The sequence below is a fragment of the Anaeromyxobacter oryzisoli genome (genome assembly GCF_022690765.1).
Taxonomy (GTDB): domain Bacteria; phylum Myxococcota; class Myxococcia; order Myxococcales; family Anaeromyxobacteraceae; genus Anaeromyxobacter; species Anaeromyxobacter oryzisoli.
Genome location: NZ_JALCZA010000006.1, coordinates 11981 through 36688 on the forward strand (window position 1 = coordinate 11981; position 24708 = coordinate 36688).

Here is a 24708-nt window from a genome sequence, read left to right on the forward strand (position 1 = left end):
CTGGCCCGCGATCCGTCGGATCACGGGGACCGGGCCACGGGCGGCGCGAGCAGGGTCCACGGGTGACGGAACGGCCGGTGACGGTGACGGATCACGGCGACGGTGGAGAACGGGCCGAGAGGTCCAGGCGCGCCACCCCGCTCGCTCACTCCGCCCGCGACAGGAACCGCGCCACGATCCGCTTGTCTCCGGAGTCGAACCGGACCGTCGCCTTCGCGTCCGCGCCGGCGCCGTCGCAGGAGAGGACGATCCCCTCCCCGAGCGAGGCGTGCCGCACGCGCTCGCCTCGCTGGAACGGCCCGGCGCGATCCGGCCGCTGATCGAAGTCGTAGTCGATGGTCGGCTCGCCGCGGCTCGGCTCGCCCCGGGCAGGCCGACCGCTCCGCCCCGGGGAGCCGGGCGCGATCGCGTCCTCCGCGTCGAGCTCGATGTGCGGCTCCCCCTCGAGCGCGCCGGGGTGGCGGCGCACGAGCGGGGGCCGCGCGGCGGGCGGCTGCGCCGCCCGCGCCTCGCGGGCCCGCACCTCGCGGGCGACCGCGTCGCCGAACAGCTCGGGCGGCAGATCGGCGAGGAACCGCGACGGCTCCGCCTGGCGGTACGACGGCCCGCCCTCGCCGAAGCTCATCCGCCGCCGCGCGAGCGACAGCGTGAGCCGCGCCTTGGCGCGGGTCATCCCCACGTAGCAGAGGCGCCGCTCCTCGTCCTGCGCCTCGTCGCGCTCGGCGGGCGTCTGGTCCGACCAGGGCCGCTCGTGCGGGAGCGTCCCGTCCTCCATCCCGGCGAGGAAGACGGCCTCGAACTCGAGCCCCTTCGCGGCGTGGAGCGTCATGAGCGCGACGCGCCCCTCCGGCGTCTCGCCGTCGGCCTCGCCGAGGAGCGCGATCTGCTCGAGGAAGCGCGCGAGGGGCGGCGGCCGGGCCTCGTCCGGATCCGTCGGCGGCGGCTCGCCGGCGAGCGCCTCGTCGAACTCCCGGGCCGCCGCGACGAGCTCGGCGAGGTTCTCGGCGCGCTCCACCGCCTCGTCGGAGTGCTCCTCCTCGAGGCGGGCGAGGAGCCCGGACCGCCGGAGCGCCTCCTGGACGGCGATCCCGGCGTCGAGCGTGGGCACGTCGGCGGCGAGGCCGGCGACGATCTCGTGGAACTCGCCGAGCGCGGCGCGGGCGGCGGGCTTGAGGTCGGCCACCGCCTCGCGATCGGCGATCGCCTCGAAGAGCGGGATCCCCTTCGCCACGGCGTGGGCGCGGAGCCGCTCGACCGTCCGCTCGCCGATCTTCCGCGAGGGCCGGTTCACCACCCGCTCGAGGTCGAGGTCGCTCCGCGGGTTGAGGGCGAGCCGGAGGTACGCCGCCGCGTCCCGCACCTCGGCCCGGTCGTAGAAGCTGGTGCCGCGCACGATCACGTACGGGATCCGCGCGGCGCGGAGCGCCGCCTCGAGCGGCCGCGACTGCGCGTTGGTGCGGTAGAGGACGGCGATCTCGTCGCCCGGCGTCCCGCGCCCGCGCTCCACCGCGATCGCGCGCGCGATCCGCTCCGCCTCCGCGTGCTCGTCCTCGCCGACGAGGAGCGCGAGCGGCGCGCCGGCGTCGCGCTCGGTCCAGAGCCGCTTCTCCCGCCGCCGCCGGGCCCGGGAGATCACCGCGTGCGCCGCGTCGAGGATGGTCCGCGTCGAGCGGTAGTTCTGCTCGAGCTTCACCACCCGCGTGCCGGGAAAGTCGCCGTCGAAGCCGAGGATGTTGGAGACGTCCGCGCCGCGCCAGCGGTAGATCGCCTGGTCGTCGTCGCCGACCACGCAGACGTTCCGGCGCGCCCCGACGAGCGCCTTCATCAGCCGGTACTGGGCCGGGTTCGTGTCCTGGAACTCGTCCACCAGGACGTGCCGGAACCGGCCGGACCAGCGGGCGCGGAGCGCCGGGTCCTCCTCGAGGAGTCGCGTCGGGAGGACGAGGAGGTCGCCGAAGTCCGCCGCGCCGGCCCGGAGGAGCGCCGCCTGGTACCGCTCGTAGAGCTGCCGGGCGACCTGGCCCTCGGCGTCGTAGGGCGAGACCTCGACCTCGCCTGGGCGGCGCGCCTCGTTCTTCCACGCGTCGATCCGGGAGAGCGCCTCGCGCGCCGTGAGCGACGAGCCGTCGTCCAACCCCATCTCGGCGAGGAGGCGCTTCACCAGCCGGAGCTGGTCGTCGGTGTCGTAGATCGCGAACGCGGGCGGGAGCCCGGCCCGGGCCGCCTCGCGGCGGAGGAAGCGCGCGCCGAAGGCGTGGAAGGTCTGGACCCAGAGCTCCCGGGCGGTCGGCCCGAGGAGCCGCTCGAGCCGCTCCCTCATCTCGCCCGCGGCCTTGTTGGTGAAGGTGACCGCGAGGATCTGCCACGGGATCACGCCTTCGTCGCGGACGAGCCGGGCGATCCGGTGGACGATGACGCGCGTCTTGCCGGAGCCGGCGCCGGCGAGGACGAGGAGGGGCCCCTCGCCGTGGAGGACGGCCTCGCGCTGCGCGGCGTTCAGGTCCTGGAGGAGATCCTCGGACATCGGGGCCGGGAAGATAGTCGAAACCCGGGCCGCCCGCTCCCCCCCGCCCTCGCTACCGCCGCGCGCTCGTCGCGGCCGCCGGCGTCGGGGCGTGCCGCTTCGGCCGGCGCGCGGGGCCGGCGGGCTTCCCCGCCGCGCCGTAGCGGTAGTCGTACTCGCTCCGCTCCACGAGCTCGAGCGCCGGCGCGCCTCGCTCGCCGCCGCCGGCCCGCAGCGACTTGGTCCAGACGAGCCGGTGCGGCAGCAGCGTCGCGGGATCGGTCACGAGGAAGAGCTCGCTCTCGAGGACCGCGTCCTCGAGCGCGTCCGGCGGGGCGTCGGGTCCGAGGAGCCGCGCCGCGATGGCCTGCCGCGCCCGCGCGACGGCCGCCGCCTCGGGCACCTCGCGAAGCGTCACCTCCACGCACCGCGGCGCGCGCTCGGCCGCGTCGCACGGGACGCGGCGGCGGGCCTGGAACTCGATGGTGGTCGTGGCGCGCAGGCCCGGCAGGAGCGGCAGCTCCCCCTCGCTCTGCATCTCGTAGGGCGCGGCGAGCTCGAGCTCGGCGTCGATCCAGAACCCCACCGCGAGGTTCCAGAGCTCCTCCGACTCCGCCCGCATCGCCGCGAGCGCGGCGGCGACGGCCCGCTCCGCCTGGTCCGGCGGGAGCTTCGCGGCGAGCAGCCGGGCGAGCACCGGCCGCGTCGCCTCGGCGCCCTCGAGGCCGTCGAACGCGCCGTCGGACCGGATCCGCTGCGTCACCCGCTCGGAGGCCCGGATCGCCTCGCCCGCGACCTCGCGCGGCAGGGGGAGGTCTCCTTCCCAGCGCGTCCCGCCGATGCGGACGACGAGCCCCTCGGGCGCGCGCTCGACCCGGCTCGTGTACCGGGCCACGAAGGCGGTGGGGCGCTCGCCGGTCCGGGCGCGCGCGCGCCGGTAGGTGACCCGCGCCTCCGCGGGCGCCGGCCAGCCGAAGCGGAACCGGACCAGCTCGGGTCCACGCCGGTCCACCGCGGCCGCGGGGCGCGGAGAGGAGGCGAGCGGGCCCGGAGGCGCGGCGCGGGCCGCGGAGGCGACGAGGAGGGTGGCGAGGACGAGCGAGCGCGGGCGGGACGACAACGAGGCCTCCGGACGGCGGGGAGGCTACCACGCGACGACGCGCGGTGCGCCCGGGCGCGAGGCAAGGTACATTCGGCCGGTGCCGACGCCCGTCCACGTGATCCCGCTCGGAGGACTCGGAGAGGTCGGGATGAACTGCCTCGCCGTCGAGGCGGACGGCCGGATCGCGGTGGTGGACTGCGGGATCCTGTTCCCGAACGAGAACGTCGGCGTGGACGTCATCGCCCCGGACCTGTCCTGGATCCGCGAGCGCAAGGAGCGGGTCGGCGCCGTCTTCCTCACGCACGGCCACGAGGACCACATCGGCGCCCTCCCGTTCCTCCTCCGCGACGTGCGGGCCCCCGTGTACGGCTCCCGCTTCACGCTCGAGCTGCTGAAGCCGCGGCTCGCCGAGGCGGGCGTGTCGGCCGACCTCCGCGAGGTGGCCCCGGGCGACGTCCGGCCGGCGGGCGACGCCTCGCCCATCGCCGCGGAGTTCATCGCCGTCACGCACTCGATCCCCGACGCCTGCGGGCTCGCCCTCCGGACGCCGCAGGGGACGATCCTCCACACCGGCGACTTCAAGATCGACCTCGCCCCCGTCCGCGGCCCCGCGATGGACCTCGCCCGGATCGAGGCGCTCGGCCGCGAGGGGGTCCGGCTCCTCCTCTCCGACTCCACGAACGCCGAGCGCGAGGGGACCTCCCTCTCCGAGTCGCAGGTCGGCCCCGCCCTCGAGGCCGCGTTCGAGCCCGCCCGCGGCCGGGTGTTCGTCGCGTGCTTCGCGTCGAACGTCCACCGGATCCAGCAGATCGTGAACGCCGCCCGCGCCTTCGGCCGCCGGGTCGCGCTCCTCGGCCGGTCCATGGAGGCGAACGTCCGCCTCGGCCAGGCCCTCGGCTACGTGGACATGCCGGCCTGGATGCCGGTGGGGGTGGACGAGGCGCGGGACCTCCCGCCCCGCGAGCTCTGCGTCCTCACCACCGGGACCCAGGGCGAGCCGCGGAGCGCGCTCGCCCGCCTCGCCCGGGGCGAGCACCCCGAGCTCGCCATCGCCCGGGGCGATCTCGTGATCCTCTCCTCCCGCTTCATCCCGGGGAACGAGATCGCGGTGGGGCAGGTCGTGAACGACCTCTACCGCCGCGGCGCCGAGGTCCTCTACGAGAGCCTCGCCCCGCTCCACGTCTCCGGCCACGCCCAGGCCGCCGAGCAGCGGCAGGTCATCCGGCTCGCCCGCCCCGGCCACTTCGTCCCCGTCCACGGTGAGTACCGGCACCTCGCCCGGCACGCGGCGCACGCGGCGGCGGAGGGCGTGCCCGGGCGCGACGTGATCGTGGACGGTCAGGTGCTCGAGCTCTCCGACGCGGGCGTGCGCGTCCTCGACGAGCCGGTGCCGGTCGGGCGCGTCTACACGGATCGCGACGCGCTCCTCGGCGCCGACATCGGCGCGCTCGTGGTGAAGGACCGGCGGCTCCTCGCGGAGGCGGGGCTCTGCATCGCGGTGCTCGCGGTCGAGAAGTCCACCGGGGCGATCGTGCGCGGCCCGGAGCTGTTCGCGAAGGGCGTCGCCGGGTTCGAGGGAGCCGAGGAGGAGCTCCGGGGCGAGGCGCTCCGGGCGCTCGAGGAGCTCTCCCCGCAGTCGCGCGCCGACGCGCTCGAGGTGCAGGAGGCGCTCCGGGTGGCGGTCCGGCGCTGGTTCCGGCGGACCACCGGGAGGAAGCCGACCGTGTTGCCGGTGGTGCTGGAGCTTTGATGACGAGGTGAATAGCCTGCGACGCATCCCCAGCGTGAGCGCGCACGCGGGGGTGGAGGGACCCCGCCGCATGGCGGGGGGAGGGGCGCAGCCCCCGAGGAGAGTGAAACATCCATGCCCAGCTTCGACGTCGTCTCCGAGCTGAACCTGATGGAGGTGGACAACGCGTTCAACCAGGCGCGGAAGGAGCTCGCGCAGCGCTTCGACTTCAAGGGGACGCACACCGACCTCGAGCGCGACAAGGACCTGAACGTCGTCATCCAGGCCGGCTCGGACGGCCGCGCCGAGGCGGCGCTGTCCGTCCTCATGGAGAAGCTCGCGAAGCGCGGCGTGCCGCTCGAGGGGCTCGACCCGCAGCAGGTCGAGCCCGCGGCCGGCGGTCACGTGCGCCAGCTCGTGAAGCTCAAGCAGGGGCTGAAGCAGGAGGACGCGAAGAAGATCGTCGCCCTCGTGAAGGCCTCGGGCCTCAAGGTCCAGGCGGCGATCCAGGGGGCGGCGGTCCGGATCAGCGGGAAGAAGAAGGACGACCTCCAGGCCGCCATCCAGGCGATCCGCGGCGCGTCCCTCGGCGTGCCGCTCCAGTTCCAGAACTTCCGGGACTGACGGCGAGAGGAGCTTGAGCCGGGAGCGCCCGCCCTCGGCGCTCCCGGCGCGCCGTCACGGCGCGGGCAGGGGCGGCGGAGCGGCCCGCTCCCGCGCCTCCCGCCCGAGCACGTGCTCCCACTCGAGCCGCCCGGTGAGCTGCATGATCACGAAGAGCGTCAGGATCGCCCCCACCGTGATGGCGAGGCCGGTGAAGCCGCTCCAGAAGAAGCTCACCGAGAAGAGGACCAGGTAGAGGAGCTGCGCCACGCCGACCTCGCGGAGCGCCACCCGCCAGCCCAGGAAGAGCCGGGCGTACGAGACCACCAGCGCGACGGACACCGCCGCGGCGAGGGCGAAGGCGGGCGCGACGTCCAGGTGGTCGATCGTGTAGGCGAAGAGCAGGTGGAAGGCGAAGAACCCGCAGGCGAGCAGGAAGTAGTTCATGGGGTGGATCGACTGCCGCCGCGCCGCGAGCAGGATCCCCACCACGAAGAAGAAGAACAGGAGCGAGACCGGCGCGAAGAAGGTGACCTTCGCGGCGAGCGGGCCGGGGTCGAGGCGCCGCGGCAGCTCGATCCCCACCGGCGCCGTCCCGACGATCTGCTCGAAGCGCCAGGTCCCCTCCCAGCCGGCCGCGGTCCGCCGTTGCGCCGAGGGGGAGATCGTGCCGGCCGGGAAGTCCACCCCGGCGAAGTCGGTCTCGACGGTGAGCCGGAGGTTCCGGGCCCGCCCCGCCTCCGGCCCGAGCCCCTGGCCCGCGACCCCGTAGCCCCAGCGCTCCGTGCCCCGGGTGCGGTACGAGACCGTGAACGCCTCGAACTGGCCCGCGGCGAGCCAGCGGGAGAAGCGCGCGACCCCGCCGTCGAACGCGACCTCGACGGGGGCGCCGTCGGCCCCGGTCACGGCGAAGCCGTCGTAGATCACGCCGCTCGTGACGGGGAACGAGAAGTCCACCGCGCGCGGCTCGGCGGTGGCGTTCCGGAAGGTGTAGCGACCGGTGAAGTCCACGCCGTAGGTCGGGAACCAGAGGAGCCCCTTGCGCCGGTGCTCGAGGGCGAGCTTCACCCGGACGTCGGACCCGTCGAGGAGGAGGTTCCGCGTGGTGGTCACGTCCTCCTCGCGCGCCACGTCGTAGTAGCGCCGCGCCCGATCGTCGAAGCGCTGCTCCTTCGTGCGCGCGCGGTGCGTCTCCGTCCCGACCGCCGACGGCGGCGCCTGCTGGAGCGGCGGTCCCCAGAGCGCGCGCACCTCGGAGGCGAGGCTGCCCCAGGCGTCGCCGCCGCGGACGGCGAGGGTGGAGCCGAGGACCGCCCAGGCGGCGGAGCAGCAGAACCAGATGAAGCCGATGGCGAGGAGTCGTCTCATGCCGGGGCGGGAGAGCAAGCGCCGGGCCGTCCGCGAAGGATCGCGGCGGACGGGCGGTTTTCCCGGTCGGTGGCGAGCGGGACACGCCTCCCTCGTGGGCGGGAGGACGCGGGTACACCGCCGCCGGAGCCGGGCGGCGGTGCGTTGCCCGCCTGGACGGGGTCTGTTAGATCCGCGCGGCCATGGCCCGGACCCGCGTCTACCTGCACACCCTCGGCTGCCCGAAGAACCGGGTGGACAGCGAGGTGATGCTCGGCGCGCTCGCCGAGGCGGGGTACCGGCTGGTGCAGGATCCGGCGAAGGCCGAGATCGTGGTCGTCAACACCTGCGGCTTCATCGAGAGCGCGAAGGAGGAGTCGATCGACGCGATCCTCGAGCTCGCCGAGCTGAAGCGCGCCGGGACGTGCAAGAAGCTGGTGGTCACGGGCTGCCTGGTGCAGCGCCACGCCGACGAGCTCGCGCGCGAGCTGCCCGAGGTCGATCACTTCCTCGGCACCGGCGCGTACCAGGACGTGGCGCGGATCGTCTCCGACGCGCAGGCGAAGCGGCTCGTCGTGCCCGACCCCGACTTCGTCCACTCCGCGGCGACGCCGCGGGTGAACTCGCTCCCCTCGCACACCGCCTACCTCAAGATCTCCGAGGGCTGCGACAACGCCTGCGCCTTCTGCGTCATCCCGATGCTCCGCGGCCCGCAGCGCTCGCGTCCCGTCGACGACCTCGTCGCCGAGGCGGCCGCCCTCGCCGCGCAGGGCACCGTCGAGCTCTCGCTCGTCGCGCAGGACCTCACCGCCTACGGCCAGGACCTGCCCGGGAAGGTCCGGCTCCACCACCTGCTCCCCGAGCTCGCGAAGGTGGACGGGATCCGCTGGATCCGGCTGCACTACGCCTACCCGCGCGACGTGCCGGACGCGCTCGTCGACGTCATCGCGGGCGAGCCGAAGATCGTGAAGTACCTGGACATGCCGCTCCAGCACTCCTCGGACCGCCTGCTCCGCGCGATGAGGCGCGGCCGCGACTCGGTGTTCCTCCGCGCGCTCCTCGCCCGCCTCCGCGCCCGGATCCCCGGGATCGCGCTGCGCACCTCGCTCATCGTCGGCCTCCCTGGCGAGACCGAGGAGGACTTCGAGGACCTGGTCCGGTTCGTGGAGGAGGAGCGCTTCGAGCGGCTCGGCGTCTTCGAGTTCTCGCCCGAGGAGGGCACCCTCGCCGCGGAGATGCCGGGGCAGGTCCCGGACGCGGTGAAGCGCGCCCGCTTCGAGCGGCTGATGGAGCTCCAGCAGGGGATCTCGCGGGAGCACCAGCGGGCGATGATCGGCCGGCGGCTCGAGGTGCTGGTGGAGGGGCGCGCCGAGGAGACCGAGCACCTCCTCGCCGGGCGCCACGCGCAGCAGGCGCCGGAGATCGACGGGATCACCTACGTGAACGACGGCGTGGCCTACCCGGGCGAGATCGTGACGCTCGAGGTGACCGACGCCGCCGAGTACGACCTGGTCGGTCGGGTGGTCGCCCGCGATCCCGCGCGCGCCGCGCGGAAGCTCCCCGCCCCGCGGCCGGGCGGGAAGCGCCGCGGGCTCCCGGTCGTCGGGTAGCGCCCTACCGCATCCCGCGGAGCCGCTCGTCGAGGTGCGCGATCAGGGCGCTCGTGCCGCGCTCCGCCGAGTCGGCGAGGAGCGGCTCGAGCGCGGCGGTCGGGACCCGCAGGGTGGTCGAGTCCAGCGTCCGCTGCGACAGCTCCCCGGTCCAGTCCGTCCAGACGGTCTGCCCGGACCGGTCCACCGCCGTCACGACCACCACGACCTTCCCCGCGATCCGGCCGCCCGGGACGCCCTGGGTGGTGTACTGGAGCTCCAGGTTCACCATGAGCGCCCCCGCCGCGCCGACCCCGCGCGCGATCCGCGCCGCCTGCGCCCCGTCGTACGTGTACTTGTAGCCCCGCGCGACGATGAGGTCGCTCGTCCACGCGTTCCGCGGCTGGGCGGGGGCCGAGGCGTAGGCGGGGCTGGAGAGCACGGTCTGCTCGGGGACGAGCCGGAACGGCCCGCCTCGCGCGAGCGCCCGGACGACCGCCGCCTTCGCCGACGCCAGGACCGGCCGCGCGTCCCCGGCCTCGAAGCCGCTGCCCGTGATGTCGGGCGCGCCGCCGAACCCGGTGCGGACGTGCTTCTCGGTGTAGCGGATCTTCGGCGCCGCGGTCACCGTGACGAGCGCGAGCGGCATGCCCCGCCGGAACGACGGCGAGAACCGGGTGCCCAGCCCGCAGCCCGCCAGCGTCGCGGCCGCGGCGAGCGCGGCAGCCGCGCGGAGCGTGGACGTGCCCTGCATCGACCTTCCCCTCCCCACCGGCGGCGCGCCGGCTCCGGGAGCATCTCACGAGGGGAGGGCCGTTCACAACGCGTCGAATCGTCTACTTCCCCGCCCCGCCGACCCGGCGGGCGCCCCTCGGGATCTTCACCTCGAACGCGGAGTCCGGGATCCCCTGGTTCCGCTTCACGGCCTCGAACCGGAGCTCGTTCGCGTTCCCCGCGCCGTCCACCACGCGCGTCGCAAGCACCTCGCCGTCCTCGCCGACGGTGAGCGTGATGGACTCCACGCGGGGATCGGCGGCCTTGGGCCGGAGCACGAGCGCGCCCGCCCCGTCCACGGACAGGTCGAACTCCTTGGCGAGGTCGCCCTTGCCGAGCAGGAAGGTCACCGCGGCGCTCATCGCCGTCGCGTCGAAGTGGTCGTCCACGTAGGCCTGGTTCTCCTCGGGCTCGAGCTGCACCAGGCGCGAGCCCTTCACGGCGATCGTCTTCGGCGCCGGGCTCGTGTAGTCCCAGCGCATCTTCCCCGGCTTCTTCACCCGGAGCGTGCCCTCCGAGACCTGGCGCCGGCCGAAGCCCGCGTACGTGTAGGTCTGCTTGAAGCGGGCCTCGAGATCCCGGGTGCGCTCGTAGGTCGCCTGGACCTTCCGGGCGAGCGCCTGCGGATCGGCGGCGGTCGCCCCGGCGGCGGGGGCCGCGAACGGGGAGGTGGCGACGGCGAGGAGGAGGAGGGCGAGGCGGGTCATGGGTCCTTGAATAGCAGACGGTCCGGGCGGGCGGGGCATTCACCGGGGCGTCCCCGCCCCGGCGCCCGGGCTCCTTGACGCCCGGGGGCTCCCGGGTGATCCTCCCCGCCTCCGATGCGCTCCGCCCTCGTCGCCCTCGCTGCCGCGCTCGCCCTCTCCGCCTGCACGGGGCCGTGCGAGGAGCTCGGCAACCGCCTCTGCCGCTGCGTCGCCTCCGGCACCACCCGGGACAGCTGCGAGCGCCAGGTGTCGAACGAGATCAGCCGGGTCAACCCGAGCAAGGCCGTCGAGGACGTCTGCAGCCAGAAGCTCGACACTTGCAACACGCCCGCCGGGGCGGACTTCTGCGAGTGGATCCAGACGGAGTGCGGGAAGGCCTCCTGCGGGCTCTCGATCGAGGACCCGAGCACCGTCTGCCCGAAGTAGTCAGCTAGACGCGGAGCCCGAGCGACCGCCGCTCCCCGTCGCTCGTCCGGGTGACCGGCCCGAAGCGTCCGGCGATCTCCGTCCCGCAGGCCGCGCAGGCGCTGCCCCGGAGCCGCACCGCGCGCACGGCGTGCCAGTCCCGCTCGATGACCGCCGCGCCGCAGCCCGGGCAGAAGGTGGTCTGCCCGTCGGGATCGTGGACGTTGCCCGTGTACACGTACCGGAGCCCCTCGCCGCGGGCGATGGCGCGGGCGCGGGTGAGGGTCGCGGGCGGCGTGGGGGGCCGATCCGTCATCTTGAACGCAGGGTGGAAAGCGGTGAGGTGCAGCGGGACGTCAGGGCCCATGTGCTCGCGGACCCACGCCGAGAGCGCCCGGGTCTCCTCCGGCGCGTCGTTCAGCCCGGGGATCACGAGGTTCGTGACCTCGACCCAGACCTTCGTCTCCCGGGCCAGCCACTCGAGCGTCTCGAGCACCGGCGCGAGGTGGGAGAGGGTCCACCTCGCGTAGAACCCCTCGGTGAACGCCTTCAGGTCCACGTTCGCGGCGTCCATGTGCTGGAAGATCCCGGCCCGCGCCGCGGCGCTCACGTAGCCGGCGGTGACGAACACCGTCCACAGCCCCGCGGCGTGCGCCGCCCGGGCCACGTCGACGGCCCACTCGGCCCAGATCACCGGGTCGTTGTAGGTGAACGCGATCGCCGGCGCGCCCTGCGCCTTCGCGAGCGCCACCACCGCCTCCGGCGTGAGGCCCTCGAGCGACGCGAGCTCGTCGAGGCGCGCCTTCGAGATGTCCCAGTTCTGGCAGAAGCGGCAGCCGAGGTTGCAGCCGGCGGTCCCGAACGAGAGGGCGGTCGTCCCCGGGTGGAAGTGGTTGAGCGGCTTCTTCTCGATGGGATCGACCGCGAACCCGGTCGAGGTGCCGTACGCGAGGGAGACCAGGCGGCCGTCCACGTTCTTGCGGACGTAGCAGAACCCCGCCTGGCCCTCCCGGAGGACGCAATCCCGCGGGCAGAGCGTGCAGCGAACCCGCCCGTCCGCGGTGGGCTCCCAGTAACGCGCCTCGTGGATCACGCACAGATTGTAGCGCCGGGGTCCCAGGACGCACCGGGCGGCCAGGCGGGGCCCCACCCGCCGCCGGATGCGGGCGCGCGCTCGATCGGCGTCCGGCGTGGTGTTATGCAAGCAAGATCGCGCCGCCCGCCCGCGGGCCGGCCCCTGCCAGGACGGAACCCCACGTGACCTTTCGCGAAGCCCTCGAGCGCCGCCCCCTCGTCTTCGACGGGGCCATGGGCACCCAGATCCAGCGCCACCAGCTCAAGGCGGCCGAGTTCGGGGGCAAGGACGGCGCGAACGACCTCCTCACCCTCACCCGCCCGGACCTCATCGAGGACATCCACGCCCGCTACTTCGCGGTCGGCTGCGACATCGTCGAGACCAACACCTTCGGCTCCTCCCGGCTGAAGCTCGACGAATACGGGGTGGGGCACCGCACCTACGAGGTGAACTTCCGCGCCGCCATCCTGGCCCGGCGCGCGGCGGAGCGGTTCTCGACCCCGGAGCACCCGCGCTTCGTCGCCGGCTCGATGGGGCCGACCGGCATGCTCCCGTCCTCCTCGGACCCGGCCCTCGGGAACATCACCGCCGACGCCCTCGAGCGGATCTTCTTCGAGCAGGCGCGCGGCCTGATCGAGGGCGGGGTGGACGCGATCGTCGTCGAGACCCAGCAGGACATGCTCGAGCTGCGCGCCGCGGTCCTCGCCGTGGACGCGGCCCGGCGCGAGCTCGTCCGCGACGTCTTCCTCGTCGCCCAGCCCACGCTGATCGACGCGAACGGCCGGATGCTTTTCGGCACCGACGTCTCGAGCGCCCTCGCCACCCTCGAGCGGCTGCCGGTGGACGCGATCGGCCTCAACTGCTCCACCGGCCCCGCGGAGATGCGCGCCTCGGTGAAGGGCCTCGCCGAGCGCTGCTCGCACTACGTCTCGGTGCTCCCCAACGCGGGCATGCCCGAGAACGTGGACGGGCAGGCGGTCTACAAGCTCTCCCCGGACGACCTCGCCGACGCCCTCGCCTCGTTCGTCGCCGACTACGGCGTGGACCTCGTGGGGGGCTGCTGCGGGACCACCCCCGAGCACCTGCGGCGGGTGGTGGAGAAGGTCCGGGCGGTCCGCGCGCCGCGCCGGGTGCGCCCCGCGCCCGCGCCCGACCTCTCCTCGGCGATGAAGGCGGTGCCGCTCGCGATGGAGCCGCGGCCGCTCGTCGTGGGCGAGCGGCTCAACGCGCAGGGCTCGAAGAAGGTGAAGGAGCTCCTCCTCGCCGACGACTACGCGGGCCTCCTCCAGATCGCGCGCGGCCAGGTCGAGGCGGGGGCGCACGTGCTCGACGTGTGCGTCGCGCTGAACGAGCGGGACGACGAGGGGGCCCAGATGCGGGCGCTCGTGAAGCTCCTCGCGCAGAGCGTGGACGCGCCGCTCATGATCGACTCGACCGAGGCGGACGTGGTCGAGAGCGCCCTCAAGGTCTACCCGGGCCGCTGCATCGTGAACTCGGTGAACCTCGAGAAGTCCGGCGAGCGGGTGAAGCGGATCCTCCCGCTCGTCCGCCGCTACGGCGCGGCGGTGGTCGCGATGACCATCGACGAGAAGGGGATGGCGCAGACCGCGACGCGGAAGGCGGAGATCGCCCGCCGCCTCGTCGCCGTGGCGCGCGAGTACGGGATCCCGAGCGACAGCCTGGTGTTCGACGCCCTCACCTTCACCCTCGCGACCGGCGGCGAGGAGTACCGCAGGAGCGCGCTCGAGACGATCGACGGGATCCGCCGCATCAAGGCGGAGAACCCGGGCGTCCTCACCGTCCTCGGCGTCTCGAACGTGTCCTTCGGCCTCGCGAGGTCCGCCCGCGAGGTGGTGAACTCGGTCTTCCTGTACCACGCGGTGCAGGCGGGGCTGGACCTCGCCATCGTGAACCCGAAGGACATCCGCCCCTACCCGGCGATCCCGGAGGAGGAGCGGCTCCTCGCGGAGGATCTCGTCTTCGACCGGCGCCCCGACGCGCTGCCGCGCCTCATCGAGCACTTCGGCGCGAAGGGCGCGCCGGAGAAGGCCGCCGTGGACCCGCTCGCCGAGGCGGGCGGGAAGACCGCCGAGGAGCGGATCCACCTGCAGATCCTCCACCGCCGCCCGGAGGGGATCGAGGCGCTCCTCGACGAGGCGCTCACGCGCCGGCCGGCGGTGGCGGTGCTGAACGAGGTGCTGCTCCCCGCGATGAAGGACGTCGGCGACCGGTTCGGCGCGGGCGAGCTCATCCTGCCGTTCGTGCTCCAGTCCGCGGAGGTGATGAAGCGCGCGGTCTCGCACCTCGAGCGGTTCCTCGAGAAGAAGGAGGGCGCGACGAAGGGGAACGTGGTCCTCGCCACCGTGTACGGGGACGTGCACGACATCGGCAAGAACCTCGTGAAGACCATCCTCTCGAACAACGGCTTCACCGTGCACGACCTCGGCAAGCAGGTGCCGGTCGCGACGATCCTCGAGAAGGCGGTCCAGGTGAACGCGGACGCGATCGGCCTCTCGGCGCTCCTCGTCTCCACCTCGAAGCAGATGCCGTTCTGCGTGGAGGAGCTGCACCGGCGGAACCTCCGCTTCCCCCTCGTCATCGGCGGCGCCGCCATCAACCGGCGCTTCGGCTACCGGACCCACTTCGCCCAGGACGGCACGCCCTACGCCGGCGGCGTGTTCTACGCGAAGGACGCGTTCGAGGGGCTCGACCTCGTGGAGGCGCTCGTCGACCCCGCGCGCCGCGACGCGCTGAAGCACGACGTGCTCCAGAAGGCGATCGCGAACCGCGACCGCCCCGCCGACGCCGCGCCCTCCCCCGCGCCGGCGCGCCGCTCCGGCGCCGTGGCCCCCGCCGCGCGGATCCCCGCGCCGCCGTTCTGGGGCCGGCGCGTCGTCCCCGCCGGCCAGATCGCCCTCGCCGACGTGTGGCGACACCTCGACCTCGCCGAGCTCTTCAAGCTCCAGTGGGGCGTGAAGGCGAAGGGGGCCGAGTACGAGCGGCTCATCCGGGAGGAGTTCGGGCCCAAGCTCGAGGAGCTGAAGGCCGAGGCCCAGGCGAACGGGTGGCTCGCGCCGAAGGTGGTCTACGGCTACTTCCCCTGCCACGCCGAGGGGAACGACCTCGTGGTCCTCGACCCCGCGCACCGGAAGGAGGAGCTCGCGCGGCTGCGGCTCCCGCGCCAGCCGGACGACCGGAACCTCTGCCTCGCCGACTACTTCAGGGAGGAGCGCGGCGCCGACGTCTGCGCCTTCCAGGTGGTCACCGTGGGCGACGCCGCGACGCGGCTCGCGGCGGAGGCGCAGGAGCGGGGCGACTACACCCGCGCCCTGTTCCTGCACGGACTCGCGGTGGAGACCGCCGAGGCCCTCGCGGAGCTCTGGCACCGCCACGTCCGCGCCGAGCTCGCCCTCCCGGAGGGCCAGGGGAAGCGCTACTCGCCCGGCTACCCCTCGTGGCCGGACCTCGCCGACCAGCGCCAGGTGTGGAGGCTGCTCGAGCCGGACCGGACCCTCGGCGTCTCGCTCACCGAGGCGAACCAGATGGTGCCGGAGGCCTCCACCTCCGCGATCGTCCTGCACCACCCCGAGGCCGTCTACTTCCTCGTCCGCGGGCTCTCGCTCGCGGCGGGGTAGCGGCCGACCCCGGTCAGCGCCGGGCGGGGAGCCGCGCGCCGAGGTCGAGCGGCAGCGGGATGCCGGCCAGGTCGGCCTTCCCGCGGAGCCCCACGTCCACGGGGCCGCCCCTCACGAGGTCGGCGGCGGCCCGCCCGACCTGCGCCAGGTTCACGGTGAGCGGGATCGCCACCACGCTCTTGCCGCGGCCCGGGACGACCTGCGTCGGCCGCCCATCGCCGCGCGCGACCGAGCTGCCGGCGAGCGAGAGGGCGTAGTCGAGGCTGCCCGCCGGGATCGGGAAGGCGTTCGGGTTCTTCACCGCGACCCGGACCTCGAGCCCGATCTCGGTGAAGGAGACGTTCCGGATCGAGAGCCCCTCGATGGCGAAGTCCGGGAGGCGCGGCAGCGTCACGCGGTCCTCGTGCGAGAGCGGCAGGTCGAGGACGCCGAGCGGCGTCTCGACGCCGATCGTGCCGGAGAGGCGGTAGGCGATCGCGTCGCGGCGGCCGAAGAGCGCGGCGATGCCGGGGACGTCCCGGAAGCGGACGCGGACCGGGAAGGTCACGGGCGCCGTGCCGTTCGCGGGGACGGTGAGGCCGCCCGGCATCTCGCCCGTGACGACCCGCGTCCCGTCGACCTCGACGCCGTAGGAGAGCCGGGCGACCTTCGCGCCGAACGAGTTCGGGTTCTGCACGTCATAGGTGAAGCCGATGGTGGCGCCCTCGAGGTCGAGCGCCTGGAGCGACGCGCTCCGGAAGGTGAGGCGCGGGCGCTCGAACGCGCCCGCGGCGATCTTCTGGAGCTCGGCGCAGCCGCCGAGGGCGAGGACGAGGAGGAGGGCCGGGGCGAGGAGGAGGCGGGGACGCGCGAGGGACATGGAGGTCCTTCTACACGGCGCGCACGCCCACGTCGACGCGCGCCACACCCGGAGGTGATGGCGACACCCACCCCCACCGAGCCTCACGCACGCGGTCGCGCCCTGCCTCACGCCGCCCGGCCACGGCGCGCGATCCACGCCCCATCCACCGGCTGTCCACGGCTTCTCCCCCGCGGTTTTCCACGCGTATTTCGGAGTTTTCCACCGTGTACCGACGATGAAATGGGTCAGGGCACGCTGCTATGGTGCGGCGCCCATGGCCGAGCACGATCCCGCCCGCCGGTCCCCCGAGGCCGCCGTCTCCCCGCTGCGCTCCGCGCGCGACCTCCCGCACAGCCTCGAGGCGGAGCAGGCGGTGCTCGGCGCGATCCTCACCGAGGAGACCGCGTTCGACCAGGTCGCGGCGCTCCTCAAGCCGGCGGACTTCTACCTGCTCGCCCACCAGCACGTGTACGGCGTTTGCGAGGAGCTGGCCCGGGAGTCGAAGACCCTCGACCCGGTGCTGGTGCAGCAGCGGCTCGACGCCAAGGCGCTCCTCGGCGCCGTGGTCCCCCAGGAGCTGCCGCTCTCCCTGGCGCGCGCCATCGGCACCGCCGCGAACGTCGCCCACTACGCGCGCACGGTGGCGGACCTGGCGCGGCTCCGCCACATGATGCTCACCGCCCAGACGCTGGTCGAGCGCGGGTACGAGGCGGGCGCGAACGTGCAGCACTTCCTCGACGCCGCCCAGCAGGAGGTGTTCGGGGCGGCCCAGGGGACCTCGGTAGACACCATCAAGAAGATCTCCGAGCCGGTGCTCCGCGCCCTGGAGAACCTCGAGGCGGTCCAGAAGCGGGTCCAGGCCGGCCTCTCCCCCATCACCGGCGTGCCCACCGGGATCGGCTCCCTCGACAAGAACACCCTCGGCTTCCAGCCCGGCACCCTGATCGTCCTCGCCGCCCGGCCGTCGGTGGGCAAGACCGCCTTCGCCCTGAACATCGCGACCCACGCGGCGGTGAAGGCCGGGAAGAAGGTCGCCTTCTTCTCCCTGGAGATGCCGTCCGACCAGCTCGCGCTGCGCATGCTCGCCTCCGAGGGGAAGCTCGACTGGCGCCGCCTCTCCCAGGGCCAGCTCTCCACCCACGACTGGAACAAGCTCGCGACCCAGGCCGACCGGATCGGCGCGGCGAGCATCTGGCTCGACGACAACTTCGTCCTCACCCCGGTCGAGCTCCGCTCGAAGTGCCGCAAGCTCAAGCGGGAGAACGGCGGCCTCGACCTCGTGGTGATCGACTACCTCCAGCTCATGCACGCGCCGAGCGACCGGTCGAACCAGTCGCGCGAGCAGGAGATCGCCACCATCAGCCGCTCGCTCAAGTCGCTCGCGAAGGAGATCGAGTGCCCCATCGTGGCGCTCTCGCAGCTCAACCGCAGCGTCGAGAAGCGCAAGGGCGAGCCCCCCATGCTCTCCGACCTCCGCGAGTCCGGCGCCATCGAGCAGGACGCCGACATCGTGATGTTCCTCCACCGGAACGACGAGGAGAACAAGGACGTCCAGCAGGGCACCTCCCAGAGCGACACCCTGAACGTCCAGCTCATCGTGGCGAAGCAGCGCCAGGGGCCGACCTGCACGATCGACCTCGTCTTCTTCAAGACGACGACGTTCTTCGCCGAGATGGAGCGGCGGGCGCCGGCGTAACGCTCGTTGGAACCGTGACGTCGAGGCTCCACGATACGAGGCTCGCGCTCGAGGTCACCCGCGCTGCGCGGCCCCCGCCCGATCCAGGTACTCCCCCACCACCTGCTTCCCCCCGCGCACCGCCTCCTCGAGGCTCGCGCCGCGGGCGAGGAGGCCGGCGATCGCCGAGGCGAGCCGGCAGCCGGTGCCGCGCGCGGTCCCGGCGCGGCGGCGCCCGGCGAAGCGGATCACCGCCCGGCCCTGGACGAGGAGATCGACCGGCGCGCCCGCCCGGTGGCCGCCCTTCACCAGCACGGCGCGGGAGGGGAGGAGGCGCGCGGCGCGGATCGCGCCGGCGTCGGTCGAGACGTCCTCGCCGGTGAGGAGGTGCAGCTCGGGCAGGTTCGGGGTCGCGAGCCGTGCCCGGGCGAGGAGCGGGGCGAGCGCGTCGCCGAGGCCGGCGCCGCCCGGGTCGAAGAGGACGGCGCCCGAGGAGGCCGCGAGCACCGGGTCGACCACGAGCGGCACCTTCCCGAGCGGCCGCTCCCGCAGCCGCGCCGCGAGCGCGCGCGCGAGCCCCGCGGTGGCGAGCATCCCGGTCTTCACCGCGGCGGGGCGCGGCCCGCCGTCCAGCAGCGCGTCGATCTGGGCGAGGAGGAAGTCCTCCGAGGTCGCGACGAAGCCGCGGGCGCCGCGCGGCCCCTGCGCCGTGAGCGCGGTCGCGACCGCCCAGCCCTCCGCGCCGACCGCCTGGAGCGCCTCCAGATCCGCGACGAGCCCGGCGCCGCCGGTGGGATCGAGCCCCGCCGCGACCAGGACGCGCGGGGTCATGGCGCCACCTGCTTGCGTTGAGCGTCGCGAGGCACACGATGCCGTCGCCGAGCGGGGGCACACGACGAGCGAGCAGCGCAGGCGTGCCTGTTGGCACGTCGAGCAGCGCAGGGAGGAGTCTGCCCCGCGCAGGCAGGCAGCGTGCGCCGCAGCAGCTCAATGCGAGTGGGTGTCGCCATCAAGCGCTCATCGCCGCGCGCTCCGCGCCGCGTCCACCAGGCCGCGGTAGATCGCGGCGTGGCGGGGATCGTGCCGGCTCACCGCCTCGGGGTGCCACTGCACGCCGAGGGCGAACTCGAGATCGGGGAGCTCGATCGCCTCGATCACGCCGTCCTGGGCCCGCGCCGAGACGAGCACCCCCGCGCCGGGATCCCGGACCGCCTGGTGGTGCGTCGAGTTCACCGCGAGGGGGCCCGGCCCGACGAGCTGCGCCAGCGCGGTGCCGGGCTGGACGACGACCTCGTGCGAGGGGACGTCCTTCGGCGGCGGCTGCTCGTGCCCGGTCGCGCCCACGTCGGCGACGAGGTCCTGGTGGAGCGTGCCGCCCCGGACCACGTTCAGGAGCTGCATGCCCCCGCAGACGCCGAGGACCGGGAGGCGCGCGGCGAGCGCGGCCTCGAGCAGGTCCTTCTCGAAGGCGGTCCGCTCGGGCTTCGTCGGCCCGCAGCCCTCCCGCCGCACCTCGCCGTAGAGCTCGGGGGGGACGTCGAAGGCGCCGCCGGTCACCACCAGCCCGTCGAGGAGCGCGAGGTAGGCGCCCGCCACCGACCGATCGTGCGGGAGCAGGATGGGGAGGCCCCCCGCGGCGAGCACCGCGTCCACGTACCCGCGGCCGAGCGCGTAGCGCCCGCGCCCCTCGTCGGCGTCCAGGGTGAGGCCGATGCGGGGGCGCGAGGTCACGGGGCCGCCCCTGGCGCCGGCCGTCCGGCGCGGCCCGCCTCGAAGAGCGCCGCGAGCCGGGCGGCGTTCGCCGCCGGGTCGCCCGCGCCGAAGATCGCCTCCACGGCGGCGGCGCACGCGGCGCCCGCGCCCGCCACCGCGCCGACGGTCTCCGCCGAGATCCCGCCGATGGCCACCACCGGCGCGTCCAGCGCCGCGGTCACCTCCCGGAGCGCGGCGATCCCTCGCGGCGGCACCGCGAGCGCCTTGGTGCGGGTCGCGAAGATCGGGCCGAAGCCGACGTGATCGGCCCCCGCCGCGATCGCCGCCCGCGCCTCCTCGAGCGTCCGCGTGGTCCGCCCCACGAGCCGGTCCGGGCCGAGGAGCCGGCGCGCCTCGGCGACGGGGAGGTCCTCGTCCCCGAGGTGGACCCCGTCCGCTCCGGCGAGGAGCGCGAGATCGGCGCGGTCGTTCACGATGACGAGGGCCCGCCCGGCCGCCCGGGCGACGATCCGGCGGGCGGCGTCGACGATCTCGCCGGCGGGCCGGTCCTTGATCCGGACCTGGATCACGCGGGCCCCTCCCGCGATCGCGGCGTCCGCCTGGGCGACCGCCTCCGGACCGCCGGCGATCGCGTAGAGCCCGGCGAGGCGGGAGCGCCGCGCGGCGCCCTCCGCGGCGTCGGAAACCGGCATGACGACAGCGGTAACACGCGCTTGACGGGGCTGCAAGACGGCGCCTATTTATCCCGCTCCCGGTCCGTCCAGGACCCCGAGCCCGAGAGAAATGGCGGAAATGGCCGACTTCGAGAACAAGCTCGTCGACAAGCGTGTCGCCCAGCGGTACCTGCGCAAGGGCAAGCTCGACGAGAAGGACTACGAGAAGCACCTCAAGGGGCTCCCCGACCTCGCCGATCAGGCGCTCCCGGTGGAGGCCTCGATCGAGGGCGACGATCTCGACGACCTCGACGAGGTCGCCGAGCCGGAGGGCGGCGCGGGCGGCGGGACCGCCCAGCCGGCGTAGCAGCACCGTGCGGGCCTTCCGCGCGGTCCTCGTGACCCTCGCCGCCGCCGCCCTCGTCCTGGCGGCGCTCTCGCTCGCCCCACGCCTCGACGGCAGCTTCGCGTCCTCCGCGGCCGCGCGCGCGCCCGCGGCGGCGGCCCGCGGCGGCTTCACCCTCCCGCGGGCGAGCGAGGGCGGGCAGGCGAGCCGGCGCACGCCGGTGGTCGTCGCGGTGGAGAAGGTCCGCGGCGCCGTCGTGAACGTCTCGGCCGAGGAGCTGGTCCGCATCCGGGTCCCCTCGCGCGGGAGCACGGCGCGCGATCTCCTCTTCGGGGACCTCTTCGAGCGGCCGCGCTACCGCCGCGGCTACCAGGTCACCTCCCTCGGCTCCGGCGTGATCGTCTCGCCGGACGGCTACGTCCTCACGAACAACCACGTGGTCGAGCGGGGCGCCCGCTTCCGCGTGGGGCTCCTCGACGGGCGGGAGCTCATCGCGAAGGTGGTGGGGACCGATCCGTCCTCCGATCTCGCGGTGCTGAAGCTCGACGCGAAGGAGCGGCTCCCGTACGTGCCGGTCGGCCGCTCCGACGACCTCATGATCGGCGAGACGGTCATCGCCATCGGCAACCCGTTCGGCCTCGCGCACACCGTGACCACCGGCGTGGTCTCGGCGGTGCACCGCAACTTCAAGGCGGGAGACCGGACGCTGTTCGACTTCATCCAGACCGACGCCTCGATCAACCCGGGGAACTCCGGCGGGCCGCTGCTCGACATCGAGGGGCGGCTCGTCGGCGTGAACACCGCGATCCTCGGCGATCGGAACGCCGGGATCGGCTTCGCGATCCCCATCGACCGCGCCCGGCGCATCGCCGAGGACCTGATCGCCCACGGCGAGGTGCGCGAGGGGTACCTCGGCCTCGTCGTCGCCGACCTCCCGCCCCGGGACGGCGCGGCGGAGGGGCGGAGCGGCGGGGTGGTGGTGGCGGCGGTGGACGCGGGCTCTCCCGGCGAGCGGGCCGGGATCCGCAAGGGCGACCTGGTGGAGGCGGTGGAGGGGCTCCCGGTGGAGAGCGCCGAGGAGTTCCGGTTCCGGATCCGCGACGTCGCGATCGGCGCGACCGCGCGGCTGGAGCTCGCGCGCGGGAAGCAGCGGATCTCCGCGGCGGTCAGCGCCGTCGAGCTCGGGCCGCAGCACGTCGCGGAGCTGGTCGCGCGCCGGGTCGGCATCCAGCTCGGGGACGAGCGCGTGCAGGGCGGGTCGGTGGTGGTGCTGCGCGCCGTCTCGCGCGGATCGCCGGCCGACCAGGCGGGGCTCCTCCCCGGCGACCTGGTGCGCGAGGTGAACTCGCGCGAGATCGGGACCGTGGACGAGTTCCGCCGCGCCGCCGCCCGCGCGCGCCGGTCCGGGCAGCTCGTGCTCCTCGTGCAGCGCGGCTACGCGGCGGAGCGGATCGCCTTCGACTTCGACTAGGGCAAGGGCAAGGGCAAGCAGGACCCGGCGGAGGGGGACAGGCCATGACCGACGAGCGGCACCCCGGCGGAATCGACTTCTACACGTTCGTGCTCTCGCTCGGCTCGAGCGCGCTCGTGCACCTCGGCGACACCCCGCACCCGGAGACGGGCGAGCCGGCGCCGGCGAACCTCCCCCTCGCGAAGCAGACCATCGACATCCTGGTCATGCTCCGCGAGAAGACGAAGGGGAACCTCACCGCGGAGGAGGAGCAGTTCCTCGAGCACCTCCTCACCGACCTCCGGCTGCGCTACGTCGAGCGGGCCGCGCCGAAACCCGGCTGAAACGGCCGGTCAGTCGAGAACGGTCAGCGGGGAGGGGCCCCACCGCAGGTGGGGAGGGGCAGCGCCCCTCCCCGCGGGACAGCGCGCGCCAGCGCGCGTGGGCCCCGCGGAGCCAGGGGTGGGGCCCCGGGGGGGGGGGGGGGGCGGGGGGGGGGGGGGCGCCGGGGGGCGGGGGTGCAGCCCCCGTGTAAACGTGCCTAACCGAGGGCGCGAGGCGCGACACCGAAGGTGTTCGCGAATCGCGAACCCTCGTTTAGGTCGCCGGCCGGAGGAAGAGCCCCGCGAGCGGCGGCACCGTGAGCCGGAGCGAGGCGGGCCGGCCGTGCCAGGGGAGCGGGTCGGCGTCCACGCCGCCGAGGTTGCCGACACCGGACCCGCCGTACTCGCGCGCGTCGCCGTTCAGCAGCTCGCGCCAGCGCCCGCCGGACGGGACGCCGATGCGGTAGCCCTCGCGCACCACCGGGGTGAAGTTGAAGATCGCGGCGACCGCCGGGTCCTGCTCCCCCCCGAGGCGCAGCACCGAGACCACCCCGTGGTCCGCGTCGCCGCAGTCGATCCACTCGAACCCGCCCGGCGCGCAGTCCCGGACGTGCAGGGCGGGCTCCGCGCGGTAGAGCCGGTTCAGGTCGCGGACGAAGGCGGCGACACCGGCGTGCCGCTCCTCGCCGAGCAGGTGCCAGTCGAGGCTCTGCTCGTGGTTCCACTCGCGCCCCTGGGCGAACTCGCCCCCCATGAAGAGGAGCTTCTTCCCGGGCTGGGCGAGCATCCAGGCGTAGAGCAGGCGGAGGTTCGCGAACCGGGCGCGGTCCACGCCCGGCATCTTGCCGAGGAGCGAGCCCTTCCCGTGCACGACCTCGTCGTGCGAGAGGGGCAGGACGAAGTTCTCCGAGCCGGCGTAGAGGCTCCGGAAGGTGAGCGCGTCGTGGTGGTACTTCCGGTGGACGGGGTCGTGGCGGAGGTACTGCAGCGTGTCGTGCATCCACCCCATGTCCCACTTGAGCCCGAAGCCGAGCCCGCCCACGTAGAGGGGGCGCGACACCATCGGCCACGAGGTGGACTCCTCGGCGAAGGTCTGGACGTCCGGGTACTCGCGGTAGACGTCCTCGTTGAGGGCGCGGAGGAACGCGATCGCGTCCAGGTTCTCCCGGCCGCCGTACGCGTTGGGGACCCACTCGCCCGGCCGCCGCGAGTAGTCGAGGTAGAGCATCGAGGCGACGGCGTCCAGGCGGAGGCCGTCCGCGTGGTAGCGGTCGAGCCAGAACAGCGCCGCCGACTCGAGGAAGCTCCGCACCTCGTGCCGGCCGTAGTTGAAGATCTCGCTCTTCCAGTCGGGGTGGTGGCCCTGGCGGCGATCGGCGTGCTCGAAGAGGTGGGTGCCGTCGAAGTAGACGAGGCCGTGCTGGTCGGACGGGAAGTGGGCCGGGACGAAGTCCAGGATCACGCCGACGCCGGCCTGGTGCAGCGTGTCCACCAGGAACATCAGGTCCTGCGGCGTGCCGTAGCGCGCGGACGGCGCGAAGAAGCCGGTGACCTGGTAGCCCCAGGAGCCGTAGAACGGGTGCTCCATCACCGGCAGCAGCTCGACGTGGGTGAAGCCCATCCTGGCCGCGTGCTCGGCGAGGAGCGGCGCGAGCTCGCGGTACGAGAGGAACCGGGCCGGCTCCGCCGGATCGCGGCGCCACGAGCCCAGGTGGACCTCGTAGATGGACATGGGCGCGTCGAGGGCGTTCCGGGCGCGCCGCGTCCGCATCCACTCCGAGTCATGCCACGCGTAGCCGAGATCCCAGACCACCGACGCGGTGCGGGGCGGCGTCTCGCAGCGGAACCCGAACGGGTCCGCCTTGTCCACCGCGTAGCCGCCGAAGCGCGAGCGGACGTGGAGCTTGTAGACCGTGCCCTGGGCGAGCCCCGGCACGAAGCCCGCCCAGATCCCCGAGCCTCCCTGCGGCGCGAGCGGATCGTGGTCCGGCACCCACCCGTTCCAGTCGCCGACGACGCTCACGGCCGCGGCGTTCGGCGCCCAGGTCGCGAAGGCGACGCCGGACCGGCCGGCCCGCTCGGCGAGGTGCGCGCCGAGCACGCGGTAGGCGCGGAGGTGGCGCCCCTCGTTCCAGAGGTGGAGGTCCTGCCCGGCGAGGAGCGCGCCCTGGCCGCCCGGGCGGCGCGAAGGTCCGGTTTCCATGGACGCCTCCTATCCTCTCCGCGGGTCGGTGGCCC

The 24708-nt window shown here is 74.3% G+C and carries 20 protein-coding genes; 9 read left to right on the forward strand and 11 right to left on the reverse strand.

Features of this window, described 5'->3' with window-relative positions:
- Positions 1 to 145: 145 nt before the first annotated feature.
- Together MNZ27_RS03220 and MNZ27_RS03225 are read right to left on the reverse strand one after the other, a co-directional pair.
- On the reverse strand, positions 146 to 2524 hold the full coding sequence (locus MNZ27_RS03220; RefSeq protein WP_242392591.1) for an ATP-dependent helicase: 2379 nt from the start codon (positions 2522 to 2524) through the stop codon (positions 146 to 148).
- A 52-nt stretch (positions 2525 to 2576) separates the two neighbouring features.
- Positions 2577 to 3623 (reverse strand): hypothetical protein, encoded by a 1047-nt coding sequence (locus MNZ27_RS03225; RefSeq protein ID WP_242392592.1) that lies wholly within the window; start codon positions 3621 to 3623, stop codon positions 2577 to 2579.
- A 79-nt stretch (positions 3624 to 3702) separates the two neighbouring features.
- On the opposite strand from MNZ27_RS03225, the gene MNZ27_RS03230 reads away from it, so the two are divergent.
- Positions 3703 to 5355 carry a ribonuclease J gene (locus tag MNZ27_RS03230; RefSeq protein ID WP_242392593.1) on the forward strand — a complete coding sequence of 551 codons (1653 nt, stop codon included), beginning with the start codon at positions 3703 to 3705 and terminating at the stop codon, positions 5353 to 5355.
- Between the two features lie 114 nt (positions 5356 to 5469).
- Positions 5470 to 5958 (forward strand): YajQ family cyclic di-GMP-binding protein, encoded by a 489-nt coding sequence (locus MNZ27_RS03235; protein WP_242392594.1) that lies wholly within the window; start codon positions 5470 to 5472, stop codon positions 5956 to 5958.
- A 54-nt stretch (positions 5959 to 6012) separates the two neighbouring features.
- On the opposite strand, the gene MNZ27_RS03240 is transcribed toward MNZ27_RS03235, so the two are convergent.
- Positions 6013 to 7305 (reverse strand): inner membrane CreD family protein, encoded by a 1293-nt coding sequence (locus MNZ27_RS03240; protein WP_242392595.1) that lies wholly within the window; start codon positions 7303 to 7305, stop codon positions 6013 to 6015.
- A gap of 182 nt (positions 7306 to 7487) precedes the next feature.
- Here MNZ27_RS03240 and rimO point away from each other — a divergent pair, with 182 nt between their 5' ends.
- The gene (gene rimO / locus MNZ27_RS03245; RefSeq protein WP_242392596.1) at positions 7488 to 8894 is read left to right on the forward strand and encodes a 30S ribosomal protein S12 methylthiotransferase RimO; all 1407 of its coding nucleotides are present in this window, start codon (positions 7488 to 7490) and stop codon (positions 8892 to 8894) included.
- A 4-nt stretch (positions 8895 to 8898) separates the two neighbouring features.
- Here the strand turns inward: rimO and MNZ27_RS03250 are convergent, their stop codons facing one another.
- Both MNZ27_RS03250 and MNZ27_RS03255 read right to left on the reverse strand, forming a co-directional pair.
- Positions 8899 to 9627, reverse strand: a complete 729-nt coding sequence (locus MNZ27_RS03250; RefSeq protein WP_242392597.1) for a hypothetical protein — start codon at positions 9625 to 9627, stop codon at positions 8899 to 8901.
- A gap of 82 nt (positions 9628 to 9709) precedes the next feature.
- The gene (locus tag MNZ27_RS03255; RefSeq protein ID WP_242392598.1) at positions 9710 to 10354 is read right to left on the reverse strand and encodes a LolA family protein; all 645 of its coding nucleotides are present in this window, start codon (positions 10352 to 10354) and stop codon (positions 9710 to 9712) included.
- 114 nt (positions 10355 to 10468) lie between these two features.
- Here MNZ27_RS03255 and MNZ27_RS03260 point away from each other — a divergent pair, with 114 nt between their 5' ends.
- Positions 10469 to 10780 (forward strand): hypothetical protein, encoded by a 312-nt coding sequence (locus MNZ27_RS03260; RefSeq protein ID WP_242392599.1) that lies wholly within the window; start codon positions 10469 to 10471, stop codon positions 10778 to 10780.
- Between the two features lie 4 nt (positions 10781 to 10784).
- On the opposite strand, the gene amrS is transcribed toward MNZ27_RS03260, so the two are convergent.
- On the reverse strand, positions 10785 to 11852 hold the full coding sequence (gene amrS, locus MNZ27_RS03265) for an AmmeMemoRadiSam system radical SAM enzyme (RefSeq protein WP_242392600.1): 1068 nt from the start codon (positions 11850 to 11852) through the stop codon (positions 10785 to 10787).
- Positions 11853 to 12016: 164 nt separating this feature from the next.
- On the opposite strand from amrS, the gene metH reads away from it, so the two are divergent.
- Positions 12017 to 15469, forward strand: a complete 3453-nt coding sequence (metH, locus tag MNZ27_RS03270) for a methionine synthase (RefSeq protein ID WP_242392601.1) — start codon at positions 12017 to 12019, stop codon at positions 15467 to 15469.
- A 13-nt stretch (positions 15470 to 15482) separates the two neighbouring features.
- On the opposite strand, the gene MNZ27_RS03275 is transcribed toward metH, so the two are convergent.
- A complete protein-coding gene (locus MNZ27_RS03275; RefSeq protein WP_242392602.1) occupies positions 15483 to 16328 on the reverse strand; it encodes an LEA type 2 family protein in 846 nt (281 codons plus the stop codon).
- 256 nt (positions 16329 to 16584) lie between these two features.
- Here MNZ27_RS03275 and dnaB point away from each other — a divergent pair, with 256 nt between their 5' ends.
- Entirely contained in the window at positions 16585 to 18006 is a 1422-nt protein-coding gene (dnaB, locus tag MNZ27_RS03280; RefSeq protein WP_242392603.1) for a replicative DNA helicase, read from the forward strand.
- A 54-nt stretch (positions 18007 to 18060) separates the two neighbouring features.
- Here dnaB and MNZ27_RS03285 read toward each other — a convergent pair whose 3' ends face one another.
- From MNZ27_RS03285 to thiE, 3 genes are all read right to left on the reverse strand, one after another.
- Entirely contained in the window at positions 18061 to 18816 is a 756-nt protein-coding gene (locus MNZ27_RS03285) for a hydroxymethylpyrimidine/phosphomethylpyrimidine kinase (RefSeq protein WP_242392604.1), read from the reverse strand.
- Positions 18817 to 19002: 186 nt separating this feature from the next.
- Positions 19003 to 19716, reverse strand: a complete 714-nt coding sequence (locus MNZ27_RS03290; RefSeq protein WP_242392605.1) for a gamma-glutamyl-gamma-aminobutyrate hydrolase family protein — start codon at positions 19714 to 19716, stop codon at positions 19003 to 19005.
- Positions 19713 to 20390: a thiamine phosphate synthase gene (gene thiE, locus MNZ27_RS03295; protein ID WP_242392606.1), complete on the reverse strand. Its 678-nt coding sequence runs from the start codon at positions 20388 to 20390 to the stop codon at positions 19713 to 19715. The genes MNZ27_RS03290 and thiE overlap by 4 nt, the downstream gene beginning before the upstream one ends.
- Positions 20391 to 20490: 100 nt before the next feature.
- Between thiE and MNZ27_RS03300 the strand changes: the two genes are divergently transcribed.
- Genes MNZ27_RS03300 through MNZ27_RS03310 form a run of 3 tightly spaced genes read left to right on the forward strand, consistent with a single transcriptional unit; the run spans position 20491 to position 22491 of the window.
- Entirely contained in the window at positions 20491 to 20718 is a 228-nt protein-coding gene (locus MNZ27_RS03300; protein WP_242392607.1) for a hypothetical protein, read from the forward strand.
- Between the two features lie 7 nt (positions 20719 to 20725).
- On the forward strand, positions 20726 to 22168 hold the full coding sequence (locus MNZ27_RS03305) for a trypsin-like peptidase domain-containing protein (RefSeq protein WP_242392608.1): 1443 nt from the start codon (positions 20726 to 20728) through the stop codon (positions 22166 to 22168).
- Positions 22169 to 22212: 44 nt separating this feature from the next.
- On the forward strand, positions 22213 to 22491 hold the full coding sequence (locus MNZ27_RS03310) for a DUF1844 domain-containing protein (protein ID WP_242392609.1): 279 nt from the start codon (positions 22213 to 22215) through the stop codon (positions 22489 to 22491).
- A 253-nt stretch (positions 22492 to 22744) separates the two neighbouring features.
- On the opposite strand, the gene glgB is transcribed toward MNZ27_RS03310, so the two are convergent.
- A complete protein-coding gene (gene glgB / locus MNZ27_RS03315; protein ID WP_242392610.1) occupies positions 22745 to 24673 on the reverse strand; it encodes a 1,4-alpha-glucan branching protein GlgB in 1929 nt (642 codons plus the stop codon).
- Positions 24674 to 24708: the final 35 nt, after the last annotated feature.